12 protein-coding genes are annotated in these 17,677 nt (G+C 39.2%); 8 read left to right on the top strand and 4 right to left on the bottom strand.

The genetic code is table 11. The features are described 5' to 3' along the window. Window positions 1-2 precede the first annotated feature (2 nt). The gene (locus BGO84_RS09265; RefSeq protein ID WP_283686058.1) at window positions 3-2,270 is read right to left on the bottom strand and encodes a cation:proton antiporter; all 2,268 of its coding nucleotides are present in this window, start codon (window positions 2,268-2,270) and stop codon (window positions 3-5) included. 136 nt (window positions 2,271-2,406) lie between these two features. Then, window positions 2,407-3,669, bottom strand: a complete 1,263-nt coding sequence (locus tag BGO84_RS09260; protein WP_291028896.1) for a hemolysin family protein — start codon at window positions 3,667-3,669, stop codon at window positions 2,407-2,409. A gap of 257 nt (window positions 3,670-3,926) precedes the next feature. Between BGO84_RS09260 and pheT the strand changes: the two genes are divergently transcribed. Beyond that, window positions 3,927-6,392 carry a phenylalanine--tRNA ligase subunit beta gene (gene pheT, locus BGO84_RS09255; RefSeq protein ID WP_291028895.1) on the top strand — a complete coding sequence of 822 codons (2,466 nt, stop codon included), beginning with the start codon at window positions 3,927-3,929 and terminating at the stop codon, window positions 6,390-6,392. Between the two features lie 52 nt (window positions 6,393-6,444). On the opposite strand, the gene BGO84_RS09250 is transcribed toward pheT, so the two are convergent. Further along, complete coding sequence (locus tag BGO84_RS09250) at window positions 6,445-7,083, bottom strand: YiiX/YebB-like N1pC/P60 family cysteine hydrolase (RefSeq protein WP_291028894.1); 639 nt, start codon at window positions 7,081-7,083, stop codon at window positions 6,445-6,447. 106 nt (window positions 7,084-7,189) lie between these two features. Then, the gene (locus BGO84_RS09245) at window positions 7,190-9,211 is read right to left on the bottom strand and encodes a TonB-dependent receptor (protein ID WP_291028893.1); all 2,022 of its coding nucleotides are present in this window, start codon (window positions 9,209-9,211) and stop codon (window positions 7,190-7,192) included. Between the two features lie 513 nt (window positions 9,212-9,724). Here BGO84_RS09245 and BGO84_RS09240 point away from each other — a divergent pair. The 7 genes from BGO84_RS09240 (at window position 9,725) to lipA (ending at window position 17,677) form a co-directional block, all read left to right on the top strand. Beyond that, the gene (locus BGO84_RS09240; RefSeq protein WP_135105028.1) at window positions 9,725-11,266 is read left to right on the top strand and encodes an acyl-CoA carboxylase subunit beta; all 1,542 of its coding nucleotides are present in this window, start codon (window positions 9,725-9,727) and stop codon (window positions 11,264-11,266) included. 18 nt (window positions 11,267-11,284) lie between these two features. Beyond that, entirely contained in the window at window positions 11,285-12,787 is a 1,503-nt protein-coding gene (locus tag BGO84_RS09235) for an acetyl-CoA carboxylase biotin carboxylase subunit (RefSeq protein ID WP_135105027.1), read from the top strand. A gap of 10 nt (window positions 12,788-12,797) precedes the next feature. After that, window positions 12,798-13,328 (top strand): acetyl-CoA carboxylase biotin carboxyl carrier protein subunit, encoded by a 531-nt coding sequence (locus BGO84_RS09230; RefSeq protein WP_135105026.1) that lies wholly within the window; start codon window positions 12,798-12,800, stop codon window positions 13,326-13,328. A gap of 160 nt (window positions 13,329-13,488) precedes the next feature. Further along, complete coding sequence (locus BGO84_RS09225; RefSeq protein ID WP_291028892.1) at window positions 13,489-14,406, top strand: endonuclease/exonuclease/phosphatase family protein; 918 nt, start codon at window positions 13,489-13,491, stop codon at window positions 14,404-14,406. 137 nt (window positions 14,407-14,543) lie between these two features. Beyond that, complete coding sequence (locus BGO84_RS09220; RefSeq protein ID WP_135105024.1) at window positions 14,544-16,040, top strand: acetyl-CoA hydrolase/transferase family protein; 1,497 nt, start codon at window positions 14,544-14,546, stop codon at window positions 16,038-16,040. 218 nt (window positions 16,041-16,258) lie between these two features. Then, a complete protein-coding gene (locus tag BGO84_RS09215; protein ID WP_291028891.1) occupies window positions 16,259-16,687 on the top strand; it encodes a hypothetical protein in 429 nt (142 codons plus the stop codon). A gap of 147 nt (window positions 16,688-16,834) precedes the next feature. Further along, window positions 16,835-17,677: a lipoyl synthase gene (lipA, locus tag BGO84_RS09210; RefSeq protein ID WP_135105022.1), complete on the top strand. Its 843-nt coding sequence runs from the start codon at window positions 16,835-16,837 to the stop codon at window positions 17,675-17,677.

Here is a 17,677-nt window from a genome sequence, read left to right as displayed (position 1 = left end):
GCTCAATTAGTCATTATCAGTGTAGAAGGAGCATCACGAAGCAAGTTAGGTTTTTTTACATCCAGTTCTTTCCAACTATTGAGACTAATCAAGATCAAATCTTGTTTCATCAATATATCACTATCTACGGGTATATTGTTGTTCCACAGCTGAAACAGGTATGGGTTCACAGCTTTTATTGCCTTTACAGACTTTACAAATTCTATCGAGTTCTCGGCCAATCCTACACGATCCCATAATGTTATTCTCACGTATGAGTTTTCGGCCAGCCTTTCCATAAAGTCACCCATAAAAATATCATCCTCATCCAATATAGGAACAAAAATGTTACGGATAGTTATTAATCCTCTATCAATAAATATGCCAACCGGCATATTGGTCTTCGAAATAATAGAGCGAGTACGTTCATCGAAAGGTGCGTTGAACGTTCCTTTTTTTCTGATCTTGTTCTGTACTATAGAAAAAATATAATCGGGAACATAACTCAGAGCATTGGAGAAACGCCCTAGAAACCTGTCGGAATATGTATATCCTTTATTCCCAATCAAAAGAAAATCGTATTCTCCTTTGTTTGCAATTTTTATAATACTGTTCTGAAAATTATTTGTAACCTCAAACATTGTGTTTACATCCTGTTGCAAAGAGTGTGCCTCTTCCTTCACGGGCTCAAAAATACGATCTTCTTCCTCATCTATATTGTATTGATGCATCGGACTACCTTCCGTCAAGTGCAACAATGTCAGATCAGACTGTGACTGTTTTCTTTTTATCAAACAGCTTGCCAAAAGCAACAGCTTACGCCCTGTTTGAGGGCTTGAAAAAGGCACCAATACTTTAAATTTCTTCTGTGCCGATATTTCAGAATAATTTTCATTTCGTTTAAATATCTTATCCAGAATATTTAAACTAGGCGATGTCATAAACGTGGTAACTAATGCCATAATCACCATCATGGCAAATAGTTCGGGCGTTAATATTCCTAAGTCGAGACCGATGTTTAATACAACGAGCTCCATTAAACCTCTGGTATTCATCAATGCACCTATCACCAAACTATCTTTCCAGTTTTGCCCCACAAAGCGAGCGGCCAAGGCGCTACCCAAAAATTTACCGGTTACGGCAACCGCAATCACAATAAAACACACTAGCCACAAATGTCCGGTATTTAATAAACCGATTTCGGTTCTCAACCCTGTGAAAACAAAGAATAGAGGCAACAGGATTATCAGTGTTACATATTCTATCCTTTCGGTCAGAAGATTACGCAGACGGATATTCGATGGCATTATAACCCCTGTAAGGAAAGCCCCAAACAAGGCGTGAATACCGATAGCCTCGGTAGTATATGCCGATAAGAATAATATCAATATAAAGCCACCCATTATGGTTTTAGACATTCCTTTGGAATGGTGATTATCTGCAATATTCTTTAAGATGGGACGAACAACCTTAAACATGATAAGTACATATACCACAGCCATTAAGATCACATATAGAGAGCTGGTGAAAGTTCCGGCTTTGGCTATCGCTATCACTGCGGCAAGCAAACACCAGGCTGTGATATCGTCTATGGCTGCACAGGTAATAACCATTGGCCCTACCGGCGACTTATTAATTCCCTTCTCGTGTACAATACGTGCCAAAACGGGAAAGGCTGTTATACTCATTGCAATTCCCATGAAGAGTGCAAACGAGACAAATCCGGAATGCGCATGCGTAAAGTCTTCATATATAAAATATGCTAGTAATGCGCCCAATGTGAATGGGAAAACGATGCTGGCATGACTTATGATTACAGCACTATGAGCCCTGTTCTTCAACACATTCAGATTCAACTCCATACCCACAATAAACATAAAGAGTATAAGCCCTACCTGACTCAGTAGGTTGATATTCACAAGTGAAGATACAGGAAACAGAAATTGGGAAATCTCAGGAAAATATAAGCCTAATAAAGATGGACCTAATACGATCCCTGCCGCTATTTCGCCAATGACCGAAGTTTGACCAATCTTTTTACAGATCCAGCCAAAAATTTTCACCACCAGCATGATTACAATTATCTGCAACATTAAGAGGGCGAAAGGAACACTTATATTATGCAGTAAGCTTTTACCAAATTCGCCCCATGCGGTTTCTCCTGTTGTTTGCTCTGAGATGGTACGTCCTACCTCCAGATTATTTTTACCAAGTTGAAGTATAATAAGTAATATGAGAGAGAATGACCCTATCGATATAATGTAAAAAAGTACATTCTTTAATTTTTTCATATCTGTTCTCCGTTAACAACCTTAATTAATTACAAGTACCATATAATACTTTTGCCTAAGCGAAGACAAAATTATGGTTTATTTTCGATTACTTTCCTACTTTACTTAAATAGCGTATGTATAAGCATTATATATATTAATTTTTTTTAACTAGTATTTTATCTATACGAACGCCATCCATATCTACAATTTCGATTATAAAACCTTTCCATTTCAGAATCTCTCCGGTCTTCGGTATATGCCCCAGCTTATCCAGTATCAGACCGCTTACTGTATTGTAGTCGTATTTGTTATACATATCTCCCATTCTGAAATAAACAAGAAAATCGTAGAATGAGCATTGCCCATCTATGAGGCAACTTCCATCCTGACGCTGTACGATCGCCGGCTCTTCCTGAGGATCTAACAAAGTACCGACCAATGCTTCCAGAATATCTTTTAACGTAACAATTCCCCTCACCGCACCAAATTCGTCGCAAACAAGAGCATACGATATATGATTAGCCTTCATGTCAGCTAGAGCACTGTACACTTCCATACTTTCAGAAAAGAACTGAACGGGGCGTACAACAGTTTTCACATCAAAGTCTGGAGATTCTATCTTACCAAACATATCTTTCAGATAAACGACTCCCAGCACATGATCCAAATCTTTGGTTCCTACAGGATATTTATCAAAGGGATATTTATGTATAAGCATCACAATCTCGTCATTTGTCATATCCGTATCTATCCATACGATATCTCCCCGATTGGTCATAATAGATTCCAAATCCCTATCGCCCAGATTAAAGACACGCTCTACTATTTCTTTTTCTACATCCTGTACTTCACCGTCTTCTGCTCCTTCAATTACCATCGACTTAATTTCTTCTTCTGTAACTTTAGACTCGGACAGAGAAATACCCAGCATGCGAAATATTAAAGCCGAGCTTTTGGATAACAGCCATACAAAAGGAGATACAATGACAGACAAATAATGCATCGGGCGAGCTATAGCTTTAGCGACTTTCTCTGCCGAACTCATCCCAATACGTTTTGGCACCAATTCGCCAAGAACAATTGTGAAATAAGTAACTATTATAACAATCCCAAACCGGGCAAGCGGATATGCATAGTTTGCAGAAAGCCCCAGATTGATAAATAATGCCGATACATCGCCCGCCAATACATCGCCCGAATAGAGCCCCGTGAGGATACCGATGAGTGTAATTCCCACCTGAACAGTAGATAAAAAACGATCGGGATTTTCGGACAGTTTTATTGCAGTCTGAGCAGATTTACTGCCTCGTTTTGCTTCCGTTTTGAGACTTGATTTGCGTGCTGAGATAACAGCAATTTCGGACATTGAAAAAACACCATTCAATAATATCAAAAGAACTATGATTGCGATTTCCATATATTTTATTAATATTCGTCAAGCGAAGGTAAAGATATTACAAATGCAAAATACATTTATTTGATATTTATTAAGAAAGTTTGAAAATCCATTCAATCTTAATTGCTTTGTTTGATATCACCCATAAAGGAATAAATGCGTGAAACAGGATATAACCCACTTCTCAAATAAATGATTCGATAGATTATATTAACAACCGAATGAAATAAATTTTGTATTTTTGACGGACTTTTTCGAAAAAATAAAAACATTAATATATGAACATCTCGTACAACTGGTTAAAAGATTATCTTGACTTCGATTTATCCCCTCAGGAAACTGCCGATGCCCTGACATCTCTCGGTCTCGAAACCGGCGGTGTAGAAGAAGTAGAAACAGTAAAAGGAGGTCTCGAAGGCTTAGTGATAGGTGAAGTACTCACTTGTGTAAATCATCCCGACTCAGACCACCTGCACATTACAACGGTAAACGTTGGGCAAAGTGAGCCACTACAAATAGTGTGCGGAGCTGCAAATGTTGCCGCAGGACAAAAAGTGGTGGTTGCCTTGGTAGGAACAAAACTATATTCGGGCGATGAGTCTTTTACGATAAAGAGATCTAAAATCAGAGGTGTGGAATCGCTTGGTATGATATGCGCCGAAGACGAGATAGGAATAGGCACAAGCCATGCGGGAATCATCGTATTGCCTGCCGATGCTAAGGTAGGTACTCCGGCAAAAGAATATTACAACATACAGAGCGAATATATTCTCGAAGTAGATATTACGCCAAACCGTATAGACGGTGCTTCACACTTTGGAGTTGCCCGTGATCTGGCTGCATATCTGAAACAAAACAAACTAAAAGGGTCACTGAAAAGTCCATCAGTTGAAAGCTTTCAACTGGATGAACCAAACGGCGGTGTACCTGTAAAAGTAGAAAATACGGAAGCCTGCCCACGTTATGCAGGTGTAACAATAAAAGGCGTAAAAGTTACCGAAAGTCCTGAGTGGCTTAAGAACAGGCTTACTTCTGTAGGCTTGCGCCCAATCAATAATGTAGTAGATGTTACCAACTATGTATTGCAAGAACTGGGACATCCATTACACGCATTCGATGTAGCTCATATCTCGGGAGGAACAGTAATTGTAAAAACCTTACCGGAAGGAACTAAGTTCGTTACACTAGATGAAGTAGAACGTACACTTAGCGAGAGAGACCTGATGATATGCAACGACAAAGAAGGCATGTGTATCGGTGGTGTATTTGGCGGATTAGATTCGGGGGTTACCGAAAATACTACCGATGTTTTCCTCGAATGTGCATACTTCAACCCTACATGGATACGCAAATCGGCACGTCGTCATGGGTTAAATACCGACGCTTCGTTCCACTTCGAACGTGGCTGTGATCCAAACGATACGATTTATGTATTGAAACGTGCTGCTTTATTGATACAAGAACTTGCGGGTGGTAAAATAGTAGGACCGATACAAGATATATATCCTAACCCTGTAGCAAAGCCTACAGTAGAGTTGTCGTACGATAAAGTAAATAGCCTGATAGGAAAAGTTATTGAAAAAGAAACTGTAAAATCTATTCTCGAAAGTTTAGAGATTACAATAGAGAAAGAAACAGAAGATACGCTTAGCCTGTCTATCCCTACCTACAGAGTAGATGTATTGCGTGATGTAGATGTGATCGAAGATATATTACGTGTCTACGGATATAACAACATAGAAATAGGCGACAGCCTGAAGTCAAACCTTTCGTACGAAACACCTACAGACAAAAGTTATGACTTACAGAACCTGATCTCCGAGCAATTGACAGGTAGCGGCTTTAAAGAAATAATGAATAACTCGCTTACAAAAGAAGCTTATTATTCAGACTCTCAATTATACCCTGTGGCTAACAGCGTACGGGTTATCAATCCACTCAGTAACGACCTTAATGTGATGCGTCAAACGTTGATTTACGGAGGTTTGGAGAGCATTTCTTACAACCGTAATCATCAGAATCCTGACATCAAATTCTATGAGTTCGGGAACTGCTATTTCTATGATGCTTCTAAAAAAGTGGAGGGTGAAACTTTAAAAGAATATAATGAAGAGTTTCATCTTGGCATGTGGCTTAGTGGAAATAATATAAGCAATAGCTGGGCAGCAGGCGATGAAAAGACATCTGTATATCAACTAAAAGCCTATGTTGAAAATATTTTAGCCCGCTTGGGTATCGCAACCAACAGGTATGAATACGTACAGACATCGAACGAAATATTTACAGCAGCTTTAGACATACAAGCAAAGGGGAAAGGTAAATCGCTGGGCGTATTAGGTATAGTTAACAAGAAACTCCTGAAATCGCAAGACATCAATGCAGAAGTGTTCTATGCCGAACTGAACTGGGACAGCCTAATGAAAGAGATCAAGAAACATAGTATTACATACACGGAAATATCAAAATTCCCGGCTGTAAAACGTGACCTTGCTCTGTTATTAGATAAGAATATCCTTTTCGATCAGATAGAGAAGATAGCATACAAAGCCGAACGTAAGTTGTTGAAGAACGTTTCTTTGTTTGACGTATACGAGGGTAAAAATTTACCTGAAGACAAAAAGTCTTATGCAGTAAACTTCGTTATTCAGGACGATGAAAAAACGCTAAACGACAAACAGATTGATGCCATCATGCAAAAGATACAAAAATCTTTAGAAAGCGAGTTAGGTGCACAGTTGAGATAAATCTCAAACTAAAATAGATGAAATAGGCTGCTTCCTAAAGCAGCCTATTTTTTTAATAATAATGAACAATATCTATTACATCCGATTGTGACATTGCTCCGGGATTTATACCAAGCTCTCCTTCAGGTATAGGAAGATGCAGTTTATCGAAATACTCCTTCCAACCCTCTGTTATTTCATCCGAACCGGGAGATTTGAATGTCATAACATTAAGAGGAAAAATCGCAGTCCCGTTATTTGCTCTTAATAATATCTCATAGATAAATTCGGAACAATAATATTTATCGTTATTCATCACAAAGCCATCGTCATATTCTTTCCCTACCAACGTAAATCCTTCTTGTATTGCCCGGGGTATACAATATTGATATTCTGCCTTTAACCTCCCCACAACAGATACTGGATAGCAGCCCTTATTATTTTCGGGATAGAGATACTCATGCAACGGAGTAACAGCAACTCTGGGATGAGTAGCTTCGATTACATAGATGCTATCATTTTCATCGATATAGACCATACCCACATGGGTAAAATGATATTGATCGATGCTCGATGTTACTTCCTTTATTGCTTTGCCCATATCTCCCGAACAAGACTCCTGAAAGATAAGGTCTCCTGCTTGCAGCTTGAAGTTATCGGCTGAAATATGAAATGGAAGCAATAGGAATAAAATAAGAACAATTGTTTTCATATTATTGAGGTATGTAAAACGAACTGTCTGTTGCCATAAGAGATGTTTCACTCTGTTCAGTATAACAAAACACTGTGTTTATGACAACAGACAATCCCATTTAATTCTATCTAAAAGTATAACTAATACCTCCCATCAACCAAAAACCCGGTTGAGGAATATTACCTCTGTCAAAATAATGAGTATTGTACAGATTATTCATACTCAAATTCAACTGTAGATCATTATACTTGTAATTAAGCTTTAGGTCGAGTGTAGAGAATGCCGGATAATGCTCATTACCAACCTTCACCAGATTTTCATACTTTTCATAAAATCCCATCCGTTTTTGAAAACGAAAATACCAGCCTGCTGAAAATCCTTTATAAATTTGATGATGAAACTGTGCCGTAAACTTATCGCGCAAATAATTCAAGCTATACAATGATATCATATTTTGCGCATCGCTGGTCTGATGCATACGTGCATAGTCAAGAGATACGGAAGACTGCTCTCCTAATACAGGGAACACATCTGCCAATCCGAACTTCACTCCCATTTCAACACCTTTTGTATCTACTTTCGTAAGATTCCACGATGCCCATTTTGTGTCAGTTGCATTCACCTTCACCCAGTCTATCATATCTCGCCCCCACAGAAGAAAACCTGTCAGATATGCAGAGAGAAACGATTTATTGTATTTGAAGTTAAGATCGAGAGACTCTGACTTCTCAGGTTTCAATCCGCTGTTTCCGTTGTGGGTTTCTGTTGTATAATAAAGATCTGTAAAAGTAGGCATCCGTGTCGATTTGCTCCATGATGACGATATATTAAAGCCTTCTACAGGGCGATATGTAACACTCACCGAGGGGTAAAACCTATATTTACCACTCAACAATGTGTTATGATTCATCAAAACACCTGCAGAAAGCACAACTTTTTCGATACTTAAAGTATGCTCGAATGCCACACTCGCATTGGTGCGGTCATCATACATTTTATATCTCCGATGAGGCTCGATCATCGGTTTGCCTAATACCGAACTCATTATATCTTCTTTTCGCAACTCACCGCCCAAGCTGGTAATCCCCAATCGGGATTCATAGCTAAAGATAAGATTCGCTCCGTAGGTGTCATTCCGGTGATAGTTGCGCCCCTTGTCGGTATCCTTGATCAAGTCAAACTGATCGTGATGCCTGTCCCAATATACAATGGGAATTATTTTGAATTTAGAACCAAACTCTCCTTTCAGAGACCCCATATATATGCTTGTACGCTCATACTGATTGGGATACTTTGCCGAATAGAAAGTATTAGCTCCATATTTTTTATCGTTATAACCTAATTGTAAATCAATTTTAGATTCGTTTAGTCTGAAACGTGTTTGCCACAACACATTATACAGATCATAGTCGCTATTGGCTATATAACCCGCAGAAGAGTTATAGCCTACCGACAAACTATTTGTTGTTATGCCAGCTTTTGCCACACCACGTACTTCCATGCCACGCAGTTTGTGCATGCCCGACTCTACACTGGCATAAGCTTTATAATCTGCACTTTTCTTTGTAATAATATTGATTCCCCCCGAAAATGCACTGGCTCCGTATATTAGGGCTGACGGGCCGTGAATGATCTCGATACGTTCGATGTCTGAGAGATTGATTGGAATGTCGAAACTGTAGTGTCCTGTGTGGGGGTTGGAGAGATTTACTCCGTTGAGAAGTACTGCGTTTTGATCGAATGTGCCACCTCTGATCGAGATATCGGCTTGTACACCATGTCCGCCTCGTTGAATCACATCTATGTTAGCGGCGTAAACTAACAAGTCTTGAATACTCCGGACGGGCGCCTGCTCTATTTGCTCTTTAGTGATTACTGTTAACAGCTTCGCAGTTTGGTTGATCGGCATCTCTACCCGCGATGCCGTCACCATCACTTCATCGAGCTCTTTCTCCATCACTTTTTGTTGTTGCTCGTTACTTGTAGTTTGCGCAGATGCGAGCGATACATGAAGACATGTAAGTGCACACCCTGTCACAACCCCAATGTTAACAAGCCTGTGCATACTGTTGAATGCACTGTAGGCTTTCCGCAAAAATCTTTTAAAGCGATAAGCCTGCTGTTTGTTTACTTGTTTTTGATTCATTTTGTTTAGTTAATTAATAATAAAATGTCACTGCAAAAGTAAAGAAATTCTGTACAACTTCACCTATGTATATCAGCTAGAATTATAGAAGAAACAGACAACAACTTAAATAATTTAGAGCAAAGTAGTTTAAACATCAAACACTTAGAGAAAGGAATAGTCAAGAAAAAAATATTTAAAAAATCTATGAAGTCAAACCATATTTTAAATAGAGTGCAAATTTGATAGACATCGTTCAAAAAGAATATAAGAAACTAATAATAAGACACATATAAAGAACAACTCTATTCACATTGTATCCAATAGATACTCAATCATCCATAGCTCAAGAGAGGTTCTGTAATTGATATTTTTTATGCAGTTCAACATTCAAATAAAATATTTCTATTATATTTACTGTTTTGAACTAACATGAAATACGAAGGAAACAAAATAAATAATGAACAATACCATTATTTTCTACAGAATTAAGAGTTTATTATTCCAACCAAAAGTATCTTAATAAATATAAAAATGAAGAAATCATACGAACAGTTCATTGCTCGTCAAGAGCTCTTGAAGAAACAATATGACGACACATATTACCAAAAACAACATCAGCGGGGTAAACTAACTGCACGCGAACGCATCCTTCTTCTATTCGACGAAGATACATTTGAAGAAACAGATGCTTATGCCCCTCCTGCTACATCCTCATTCGGAAAAACAGTAAAAGCTTTTGGAGACGGAGTGATTACAGGATTCGGAAAAGTTAACGGACGTTTGGTGTATGCATATTCACAAGACTTTAATGTACTTGGAGGCTCTCTTGGAGCAACCCATGCCGCTAAAATAGCCAAAATACAGGACATGGCTCTCAAAACAGGTTCGCCAATGGTGGGACTTATCGACTCGGGAGGCGCGCGTATACAGGAAGGTATCAGCAGCTTGGATGGATATGCAAGTATATTCAAAAGAAATGTGCTTTCCTCTGGCGTTATACCTCAAATATCAGTAATAATGGGACCTGCTGCCGGAGGCGCAGTATACTCCCCTGCCCTCACCGATTTTATATTCATGACTGCCGACACAAGCTATATGTTTGTTACAGGCCCTAACGTGGTGAAAGAAGTACTCAACGAAACGGTATCCACCGAAGATTTGGGCGGAGCATCTGTACATGCTTCAAAATCGGGAGTAGCGGACTTTGTATATAGCGACGACGAAAATACAATATTGGGCGTCAAGAAATTACTTTCCTATCTCCCATCAAATAATATGGAGAATCCTCCGCTCACCGAACCGGCAGAAACGGCAACACGGGATGATGAGCAACTCCGAAATATTGTACCAGAAGATCCTGACAAGCCTTACGATGTAAAAGAAGTAGTGAGATTGATCGTAGACAATGGAGACTTTTTGGAAATATCGGAAAATCATGCGGCGAATATATTTACAGCTTTTGCCCGTATCGATGGCCGTGTTGTGGGAATAGTAGCCAACCAGCCCAAAGTAATGGCAGGGACACTTGATACACACTCTTCGGTAAAAGGAGCACGTTTCATCAATATTTGCGATGCATTCAATATACCAATTGTAACGCTGGTGGATGTTCCGGGATTCCTTCCGGGAACCGATCAGGAACATGAGGGCATTATCCGTCACGGAGCAAAGCTTTTATATGCATATACATTTGCTAATGTACCTAAAATAACAATTATCCTCCGAAAAGCATATGGTGGGGCATATATCGTGATGAACAGCAAAGGAATTGGAGGTGACTTTAGTTTTGCGTGGCCTACTGCCGAGATTGCAGTGATGGGACCCGATGGCGCTATCGCTATTCTTTTCCGCAAGGAATTGAACGAAGCGGAAGATCCGGCTCTACTGAAAAAAGAACTTACCGACAAATATCGAGAAGAGGTTACAAATCCGTATATAGCAGACGAAAAAGGATATATAGATGAAGTGATAGACCCTGCTGTAACCAAACAGAAGATTGCTTCGAGCCTTAAAGCCCTTGAACGCAAAATTGAGTTACGTCCTAAGCGTAAGCATGGTAATCTACCTTTGTAATACTTAAAATTGTATCTGATGAAAAATAAAAATAAGATAAAATCAATTCTTATTGCCAACCGCGGAGAGATCGCTATCCGAATAGCGCAGACCGCCAAGAAAATGGGCATAGAATCTGTAGGTATACGCACAGTAAAAGAACCTGATGCATATTATCTGACTCAGGTAGACCGCATCGTCAATTTTCCGGATAGGGAGATAAACGAAACGCCTGAATTTTTAGATATAGAATGCCTTGTGCTATTAGCTAAAAGGAACAAAATAGACGCTATCCATCCCGGATACGGATATCTATCCGAAAATGCAGAGTTTGCGACCCGCTGTACAGAGGAAGGAATTATTTTCATAGGACCTTCGCCACGTATCATACAGAATATGGGTGACAAGATCACTGCAAAGAATATCGCAGCTAAAGGCAATGTACCCATGTTGGGGGGTAGCAACGGCAGCGTCAGCACACTGGACGAAGCTATCGAAATTTCAAAATCGATTGGTTTCCCTGTAATCATAAAAGCTTCTGCCGGAGGTGGAGGACGAGGGATGCGCATTGTACGCAAACAATCAGACCTCAAACAAATGTATCTGTCCGCTTCATCCGAAGCACTGGCTGCATTCAGCAACCCTTCTGTATTTATAGAAAAGTATTTGGAGAATCCGAAACATATTGAAATACAAATAGTAGCCGACACCCACGGTAATATTATCCACCTGGGAGAAAGAGAATGTTCGGTACAACGCAAACATCAAAAGTTGCTCGAAGAAGCCCCTTCTCCGGCTCTGGACGATGAGCTGCGGAAAAAGATGACCGATGCTGCTGTTTCACTTGCACGAGAGGCTAAATATATAAGTTTGGGAACAGTCGAATTTTTGCTGGATAAGGACAAAAACTTCTACTTCATGGAGATGAATACACGTGTACAAGTAGAACACCCTGTAACCGAAATGATAACAGGATTAGACCTTATTGAGCTGCAAATACGAATTGCCAACGGAGAAAAACTACCGATTACGCAAGACGATGTAAAACTAAACGGATGGGCTATAGAATGCCGTATCAACGCAGAAGATGTGCAAGCCAATTTCTCACCTTGTACAGGCATCATCAAAGCTATGAGTCTGCCCAAAGGAAGCAATACCAGAATAGATAAAGGTGTAGTGGTGGGCTCTGAAGTCACTCCTTTCTTCGACTCTATGATTGCCAAATTGATTATTCACGGAAAGGATCGGGATACCGCCATTGCAAGAACAATCAAGGCTCTCAATAGATTCCATATAAAGGGTATAAAGACAACAATACCGTTCGACAAAGCTGTATTGCATAACAAAACATTCCAAAAAGGTGATTACAATACATCTTTTATCGAAAAGCAATTAGACTCACTCGTATATCGTGAGAAAGATGAAGACCTCTTTGCTGCACTGTTCTCTGCCAATCAGTTTAAGAAACAAAACCAGGCACTTGCAGAGAAGAAAGAAGAAACAGACCCTTGGGCTATGAGAAACAGGATTAATAATATGTAATACTTCGATTATGAAAAATAAACAACATAAACCAATCATAGCTTTAGATAAGAATTCGAACAAAGCATTTGATTTTCTTATCGATGAAAATGGGAAATATACGCACAACTCTAAAGAGCTGGACTTCAAAATAGAAACTACGCCTGATGGCTTTACTGTAATGACAGTGAATGGGCTTACCTATCCTGTGGAAGTAATAGCTCAACACCAGAACGAATATGAATTGCTGGTGAATGGTGTCAGTTATGTATTTTCGATTGAATCTCCTTTTTCGTTGGAGCGTAAAAAACTATTGGCCAACTTACTAAGCGAATCTACTACGATACGACTAAAAGCACCTATGCCGGGTAAGATACTCGATGTATTGGTGAAAGCTGGCGATACGGTAAAGGTTGGCGACACTCTTTTGATACTGGAGGCCATGAAGATGCAAAATGCAATCTTAGCAAGCACCAAAGGCATCATAAAAAAAGTATTGGTGAAAAAAGGCGATACCACTAGCAAAAGCGACTTGTTGATAGAATTGGAGAAAGAAGTGTAATAAAAAGGCGATACCCGTTTCTAGCATCAGCAACAATAAATTGTATTTCCCCAGCTTAATATCTTTTACGATATATAGTATATAAAATAACCTGCTTCGGCGGGTTATTTCCTTTTTATGGGTTAAATTTGTACTCAAACAATCTATAAATGTCCAAAATATGAAAAAAACACTTTTAGGGGTTATACTCCTTTGCTTATGCTCTTTTATTTTTGCCCAAACTCTTAATGTAGCCACGTATAATATCCGAAATGACAATCAAGGTGATGCCAACAAAGGCAACGGATGGGCAACCCGATGTCCTGTTATTGCTAACCTTGTAGCCTATAACGATTTCGACATCTGGGGTTCACAAGAAGTAAAACACAATCAGCTGATAGACTTGCTCGACGCATTGCCGCAATACAGCTATGTAGGTGTAGGTAGAGACGACGGGAAAACCGAAGGTGAGTATGCTCCCATCTTTTTCAAAAAAGATAAATACAAAGTATTAAAATCAGGACATTTCTGGATGGCAGAGAAAACGGATGAGCCAAACAAAGGCTGGGATGCTGCACTCCCACGTATTTGCACATGGGTACAACTGAAAGAAACAAAAGGCAAGCTTAAGTTCTGGTTCTTCAACCTACATATGGATCATGTAGGAGTAATAGCCCGTGAAGAAAGTGCTAAGTTGGTACTGACTAAGATAAAAGAAATGTGCGGCAATGATCCTGTAATTTTAACCGGCGACTTCAATGTAGATCAAACACACAAAAGCTATACATTGCTAAGCACATCGGGAATCCTTACCGACTCATACGACCGTGCAACAGTGAGATATGCACTGAACGGAACATTCAATGCTTTCAAGCCCGACCTGCTAACAAGTAGCCGTATCGATCATATCTTTGTAAGCCCAAGCATGTCTGTAGAACGCTATGGTGTATTAACCGATACATATCGGACTCCAAGAGATGGTGAAAACAACATCAAAACGGGTGATTTCCCGAAGGAATATTCCTTCAATGGATGCGATATACGTTTGCCTTCAGATCATTTTCCGGTGTCTGTAAAACTCATATACAAGAAAAAGTAGGAATAAACCGCTATCTTTCAATTTTTAATGTTAATCTCTAGTTGTTCAGTTAATAATTTTGTACTTTTGCAGCGCCAAAGAGAAGGTGTTAAAAATCAACTTTATACAATTTATTTAATCATACTTTTAGAAAAGACATGGCTTTAAAATTTATGACTGCTGATGAGGCAGCCGCACTTATCAAACACAATGACAATGTAGGATTTAGCGGATTTACTGCCGCAGGATGTCCTAAGGTAGTACCAGTAGCGTTAGCTAAAAGAGCTGAAGCAGAACATGCAAAAGGGAATCCATTCAAGATAGGAATGTTTACCGGAGCATCTACAGGCGATTCTATCGACGGGTCTCTGGCTCGTGCTCATGCAGTTAAATTCCGTACTCCGTACCAGTCTAGTAAAGATATGCGAAATGCTATCAACAGCGGGGAAGTTAAATATTTTGATATGCACCTTTCTCAGCTTGCTCAGGAAATACGTTATGGCTTTTTTGGACAAGTGGATTTTGCTATTATCGAAGCGTGTGACATTACCGAAGACGGTGAAATAGTACCAACATGCGGTGTAGGAATCACTCCTACTGTAGCTCGCCTTGCTAAAACTGTAATTGTAGAGCTTAACAGATGGCATCCGAAAGAAATGCGTGGTATGCACGATATTGCAGAGTTACCAAACCCTCCACACCGTAGAGAGATCGGGGTATATTCTGTAAAAGACCGTATGGGTACCGACTGCGTAAAAGTAGATCCTAGCAAAATAATCGTTGTAGAAACAAATACTCCGAACGAAGGTGGTGGCTTTAGCCCTGTAGACGAAATAACAGCAAAAATCGGAGAAAACGTTGCTAACTTTTTTGTTAAAGAAATGGCTGAAGGCCGTATGCCTAAAACATTCCTTCCTGTTCAGTCGGGTGTAGGTAATATTGCAAATGCAGTATTGGCTGCAATGGGTCAAAGCAAAGAAATACCTGATTTTGAGGTTTACACAGAGGTTATTCAAGATGCAGTAATCAGCTTGATGGAAAGCGGACGTGTAAAATTTGCAAGTGGATGTTCGTTAACAGTAAGTAACCCTGTTATCGAAAAGATCTACAAGAATCTGGAATTCTTCAAAGAAAGACTTGTACTTCGTCCTTCTGAGTTTTCTAACAATCCGGGTATTGTGCGTCGCTTAGGTATTATCGCTATCAATACGGCTCTGGAAGCTGATATATATGGTAATATCAACTCTACTCACGTTACAGGCTCTAAAATGATGAACGGGATTGGTGGCTCGGGAGACTTTACCCGTAGTGCTTATGTATCTGTATTTGTAACTCCATCAGTAGCTAAAGATGGTAAAATCAGTGCATTTGTTCCTATGGTATCGCATCAGGATCATAGCGAGCACTCTGTAAAAATTATTATCAGTGAATATGGTATTGCAGACCTTCGCGGTAAATGCCCTAAAGAAAGAGCAGAAGCAATTATCGAAAACTGTGTTCATCCGGAATATCGTCCATTGCTAAGAGAATATCTTGCTCGCAGCGAACAAGGACAAACACCTGTTGACTTATATGACGGATTTGCTTTTCACGAAGCTTTCATCGAAACCGGCGATATGCGCAACGTGAAATGGACTAAAGAAAAGAAAGCTTGATCTCGATAGATTAGTACTACAATATTATAGAAAATCCTGTGCTCAACTATTGAGTACAGGATTTTTCTATTTATAAACATACATGATGTCCGTTTACGAACACAACAAAGCTTCCATAAATCAACTTAACAGTCTAATATACTGAATATTAAAAGCAATGGCACAATAATTGACTTTATAGTCATAAAATAAAATATTTTACTATAAAGCGTACAATTATGAAAACAATAAAACTAATCACATTAGCAATCATCTCATTTCTATCTATCGGAATATATGCACAGAAGAAAGTTGAGGTAACATTAAAAGCAAGACAACCACAAGAGAGAGAATCTTTAATATATAAGAATAATGAGATTACCTCCAAAATTGTATATGAATATGATTGCAATGGATACAGAACAAAACGCACATCTTATGAATGGGACAAAACCCTTGGATGGGTAGCTTTATCATTATACCAATTTGAGTATAACACCAATGACCAGATAGATAACGTTTATTACACGAAATGGGATATCCGAAAAGAAAAATGGACTGACATTTCTGATCTGATAACATATAAATATGATTCGGATGGCAATCTAGCAACCATAGAGCGAACAAAAATAAGCGGTAAACCTTTAGAGTTGGTATCATTATATTAAGGAAGTGCTTGTAAGAAAATCCTGATTTGCTAGAAACAAGTCAGGATTTTTACATTTCTTATAATCTAGTTTTTATTTTAACCTTTTAAAATTAAGGTTTTATTATCTATCTCCTATCTTTGTTATTCAATAATAGAAAAGTATTCAATGGAACACGTAAAAAAACCAGATTGGTTAAAAATAAAACTTGGGGGAAATAATAATTTTTCACAAACCAAACATATAGTAGAATCACATAACCTACATACAATTTGCTCGAGCGGAAGATGTCCTAATATGGGAGAATGTTGGGGACGAGGAACGGCTACGTTCATGATCGGGGGCGATATATGTACTCGGTCATGTAAGTTTTGTAACACAAAAACCGGAAAACCTCTGGCATTGAATCCAAAAGAGCCACAAAATGTAGCAGAATCCATCCGATTGATGAATCTGAAACATGCCGTTATCACATCCGTAGACCGGGACGATCTGCCTGATCAGGGTGCTATGCACTGGGTAGAAACAATCACGAAGGTGAAGGAAGTAAATCCGAATACAACTCTGGAGGTTCTTATACCCGATTTCCGAGGTAATACCGAGTTGATTGATATGGTTTGCAAAGCCGCACCGAATGTTATCTCTCATAACATGGAAACAGTACGAAGCCTGACACCACAAGTGAGAAGTGCAGCTAAATACGATGTAAGCCTGTCTGTGTTGAAACGGATTGCAGAGAACGGATTAAAAGCAAAATCGGGTATGATGGTCGGACTTGGAGAAACAAGGGAAGAAATCTATCAGCTGATGGACGATCTTTTGGAGGCAAACTGCTCTGTACTTACTATCGGACAATATCTTCAACCAAGCAAAAAACATTTGCCTGTAGTAGAGTATATTCACCCGGATGAGTTTAAGAGATTGAAGAGTATTGCTTTGGAGAAAGGTTTTTCCTATGTAGAAAGTGGTCCACTCGTGCGATCTTCTTATCATGCCGAAAATTGTCTGTAA

Source organism: Dysgonomonas sp. 37-18 (assembly GCF_001899125.1).
GTDB lineage: Bacteria > Bacteroidota > Bacteroidia > Bacteroidales > Dysgonomonadaceae > Dysgonomonas.
Note: the sequence above shows the minus strand (reverse complement) of the source record. Positions and strands in the feature narration are given on the sequence as shown.

What these genes read in the sequence shown, in the direction of transcription:
- BGO84_RS09265 (WP_283686058.1), bottom strand. Translation starts at nt 2,270, where the DNA reads ATGAAAAAATTAAAGAATGTACTTTTTTACATTATATCGATAGGGTCA.
- BGO84_RS09260 (WP_291028896.1), bottom strand. Translation starts at nt 3,669, where the DNA reads ATGGAAATCGCAATCATAGTTCTTTTGATATTATTGAATGGTGTTTTT.
- pheT (WP_291028895.1), top strand. Translation starts at nt 3,927, where the DNA reads ATGAACATCTCGTACAACTGGTTAAAAGATTATCTTGACTTCGATTTA.
- BGO84_RS09250 (WP_291028894.1), bottom strand. Translation starts at nt 7,083, where the DNA reads ATGAAAACAATTGTTCTTATTTTATTCCTATTGCTTCCATTTCATATT.
- BGO84_RS09245 (WP_291028893.1), bottom strand. Translation starts at nt 9,211, where the DNA reads ATGAATCAAAAACAAGTAAACAAACAGCAGGCTTATCGCTTTAAAAGA.
- BGO84_RS09240 (WP_135105028.1), top strand. Translation starts at nt 9,725, where the DNA reads ATGAAGAAATCATACGAACAGTTCATTGCTCGTCAAGAGCTCTTGAAG.
- BGO84_RS09235 (WP_135105027.1), top strand. Translation starts at nt 11,285, where the DNA reads ATGAAAAATAAAAATAAGATAAAATCAATTCTTATTGCCAACCGCGGA.
- BGO84_RS09230 (WP_135105026.1), top strand. Translation starts at nt 12,798, where the DNA reads ATGAAAAATAAACAACATAAACCAATCATAGCTTTAGATAAGAATTCG.
- BGO84_RS09225 (WP_291028892.1), top strand. Translation starts at nt 13,489, where the DNA reads ATGAAAAAAACACTTTTAGGGGTTATACTCCTTTGCTTATGCTCTTTT.
- BGO84_RS09220 (WP_135105024.1), top strand. Translation starts at nt 14,544, where the DNA reads ATGGCTTTAAAATTTATGACTGCTGATGAGGCAGCCGCACTTATCAAA.
- BGO84_RS09215 (WP_291028891.1), top strand. Translation starts at nt 16,259, where the DNA reads ATGAAAACAATAAAACTAATCACATTAGCAATCATCTCATTTCTATCT.
- lipA (WP_135105022.1), top strand. Translation starts at nt 16,835, where the DNA reads ATGGAACACGTAAAAAAACCAGATTGGTTAAAAATAAAACTTGGGGGA.